The organism is Burkholderia sp. Ac-20379, from assembly GCF_017104645.1.
GTDB lineage: Bacteria > Pseudomonadota > Gammaproteobacteria > Burkholderiales > Burkholderiaceae > Burkholderia.
Map to the genome: position 1 here is coordinate 1 of NZ_JAAGPF010000528.1, position 2763 is coordinate 2763.

At 70.6% G+C, this 2763-nt stretch carries 4 protein-coding genes and 1 pseudogene; 1 reads left to right on the plus strand and 4 read right to left on the minus strand.

The genetic code is table 11. The features are described from left to right. The coding region (locus G3N92_RS35420; RefSeq protein ID WP_206131596.1) for an alpha/beta hydrolase fold domain-containing protein at positions 1-289 on the plus strand (289 nt) is incomplete at its 5' end. A 73-nt stretch (positions 290-362) separates the two neighbouring features. Here G3N92_RS35420 and G3N92_RS32330 read toward each other — a convergent pair. The 4 genes and pseudogenes from G3N92_RS32330 to G3N92_RS32345 all read right to left on the minus strand — a co-directional run. After that, complete coding sequence (locus G3N92_RS32330) at positions 363-1460, minus strand: mandelate racemase/muconate lactonizing enzyme family protein (protein ID WP_206131597.1); 1098 nt, start codon at positions 1458-1460, stop codon at positions 363-365. Next, on the minus strand, positions 1457-2257 hold the full coding sequence (locus G3N92_RS32335; protein ID WP_206131598.1) for an NAD(P)-dependent oxidoreductase: 801 nt from the start codon (positions 2255-2257) through the stop codon (positions 1457-1459). The genes G3N92_RS32330 and G3N92_RS32335 overlap by 4 nt, the downstream gene beginning before the upstream one ends. Positions 2258-2275: 18 nt before the next feature. After that, the gene (locus G3N92_RS32340; protein WP_206131599.1) at positions 2276-2569 is read right to left on the minus strand and encodes a Dabb family protein; all 294 of its coding nucleotides are present in this window, start codon (positions 2567-2569) and stop codon (positions 2276-2278) included. Then, positions 2566-2763, minus strand: a pseudogene (locus G3N92_RS32345) (aldehyde dehydrogenase (NADP(+))); the annotation flags it as partial. The gene G3N92_RS32340 and the pseudogene G3N92_RS32345, both read right to left, overlap by 4 nt.

The window sequence follows — 2763 nt, forward strand, 5'->3', positions numbered from 1 at the left end:
TCTGCCGAATCCCGGCGATCGTGGCCTCGGCCGCGCGATGCCGCTCGACGGCGGCGACCTGCCGGGGCTCGCGCCGGCCTTGCTGCTGGTGGCGATGGAAGACGTGCTGCGCGATCAGGGGCTCGACTACGCGGCGAAACTGCGCCGTGCGGGCGTCGAGGCCGAGGTCTGGCGCGGCCACGGGCTCGTGCATGCGGGCCTGCGGGCCGCGCGGCTGGAAGAAAGCGCGGCATGCTACGACCGGCTCGCATCGTTCCTGATCGAGCGCGGGGTGGCGGCGCGCGCATGAAAAAACGGCGAACCCGAGGGTTCGCCGTGCCGTTTTGCATCGCGTGAGCCGCCGGTCGCGGCGGCGCGTTGCCTCAACGTGCCCGCAGGAACCGCGACACCACTGCCTCGTCGGGCGCGAGCCCGATGCCCGGCGCATCGTCGAGCGTGAAGCGGTGGCCGTCGCGGATCGGCGCGAGCGCGATCAGCTCGGCGGCCGGATCGACGTACAGATACTCGACCTGCATCATCTCGCGATACGCCGTGGCCAGATGCAGCGTGGCCAGGAAGCCGGGGCCGAAGTACGGGCTGTGCGGCAGCACGCCGAGCTTCGCCTCACGCGCGAGCGCCATGATCTCGACGAATTCGCTGATGCCGCCCACCTTGCTGACGCTCGGCTGCAGATAATCGACGGCGCCCGCCGCGATGGCTTGCTTGAACTGCGTGGCCGTGCACCAGTTCTCGCCGGCCGCGATCGGCACGCCGAGCCCGCGCAGCGCGGCCAGCCGCGGGAAATCCTCGGGCGGGAACACCGGCTCCTCGAGCCACGAGATGCCGCCGAGCTCGTGCAGCCGCGCCGCGTTGGCGCGCGCCGTGGCGTCGTCCCAGGCGCAGTTCACGTCGACCGAGATCGGCGCGCGGCCGCCCACGGCGTCGTGCGCCGCCGTCACCACCTCGAGATCGATCTCGTGCAGCTTGATGTCGCGAAAGCCTTCGTCGAGCGCGCGGCGGCAGATCGCCGCCGCGCCTTCGCCGTCGCCGTAGCGCACCAGGCTCGCATAGGTCGACAGCGCGGCGGGCGCCTCGCCGCCGAGCAAACGCCACAGCGGCTGCTTCGCGCGCTTGGCGGCCAGATCCCACAGCGCCATGTCGATGCCCGAGATCGCGAACATCGTGATGCCGTAGCGCCCGAAGATATGCAGCGCGCGCTGCGTGGCCCGGCTCCACGCCGGGATCGATTCGATCGTCGCGCCTTCCACCAGCGGCTTCAGGCGGGTTTCGACCACGCTGCGCGTGGCGTCGGCCACGAAATAGCCGAACGCCTCGCCCCAGCCGACGTTGCCGTCGGTGTCCTCGATGCGGATCAGCACGGTTTCGAGCGTCTTCCAGGCCGACGGCGTGATGCCGAGGCCCTTGCCGCGATCCTCGAACGGAATCTCGACGATGCGGCTTTCGACCGAACGGATCTTCATTGCGGGGTCCTGACGATCAGCGGTTGCGGCACGTAAGGGCCGCCGACGAAATCGGGGCCGGCCGAGGCGGGCATCGCGTCGCGCGCGACGAATTCGGGCGACAGGTTGTCCTGCGCCGAATCCTGCGGCGCGTAGCCGAGCGCGATGGCGCGCGCGTTCTCGAAGAACGGCGCGGCGCAGCGCGACACGCCGTACACCACGTCGTGCGTGATCGCCTCGTGCTCGAAGCCGATCCGGATCAGTTGCGCGAGATCGCGGCCGCTGACCCAGATGTGCTGGCGGCGGCCGTCGGCCACGCGGTCGTCGGCGTTGCCGATCCGGATCGACAGCGCCTTGATGCCGTGGCGGTGCGCGTACAGCGAGCAGGCCGCCTCGCCGAACACCTTGCTCAGCGCGTAGAAGCCGTCCGGCGCAACCGGCGCGTCGTCGCCGGCGAAGCCGTCGACGCGGTGCTGACCGAGCACGTGATGGCTGCTCGCGAACACGAAGCGGCCGATGCCGTGCTCGCGGCACGCGTCGAGCAGATAGAGCTGGGCGCGGTAGTTGGCGTCGAGCGTGGCCTCGAAATCGATGTCGAGGCTGTACGCGCAGGCCAGGTGCAGGATGCCGTCCACGCCGTGCGCGGCGCGCAGCACGGCGTCGCGGTCGGTGATGTCGCCGGTCAACGCCGTTTCGTTGGCGGCCAGATCGCCGGCCGCGCGCAGGTCGAGCAGGCGCAGGTTGTAGTGCTCGCGCAGCCAGGGGCGCACGCGGGTCGCGACGCCGCCGGCCGCGCCGGTCACAAGAAGGGTTTTCATCTTTGGGGTTCCGTGGTTTCAGCGAGTGTAGTCGACGGCGACCCACTCGAAATACGTCTTCAGGTCCGCGATCAGGGCCTGGTGCGCCGGATGCGGCAGATAGCGTTCGACCGCCGCGGCGTCGTCGAAGCTGGCTTCCAGCAGGTAATCCCAGCAGATCGGGCGCGCCAGCTCGTTGGCCGACACGCGCCAGTCGCGGATGAAGTCGATTTCGCCTTCGAGCGTGCGCATGCGCTCGACCAGCGCCGCTTCGCGCGCGGCGTCCTCGGCCACGCTCGGCAGGCGGCGGAACATCACGACGTGGCGCATCATGCTGCGGCCCCTCCGTGGTTCGCGTCGACGGCCCATTGCGGCGCGTCCTGCAGCGCGACCGGGCGCAGGAAGCGCTCGATCGCGGTGTAGCCCACCGAAGTGGTTTGCGGTTGCGTCGAAGCGGGCCACGGGCCGCCGTGCTGCTGCGCGTCGCACACGGCCACGCCGGTCGGCACGCCGCCGAACAGCACGCG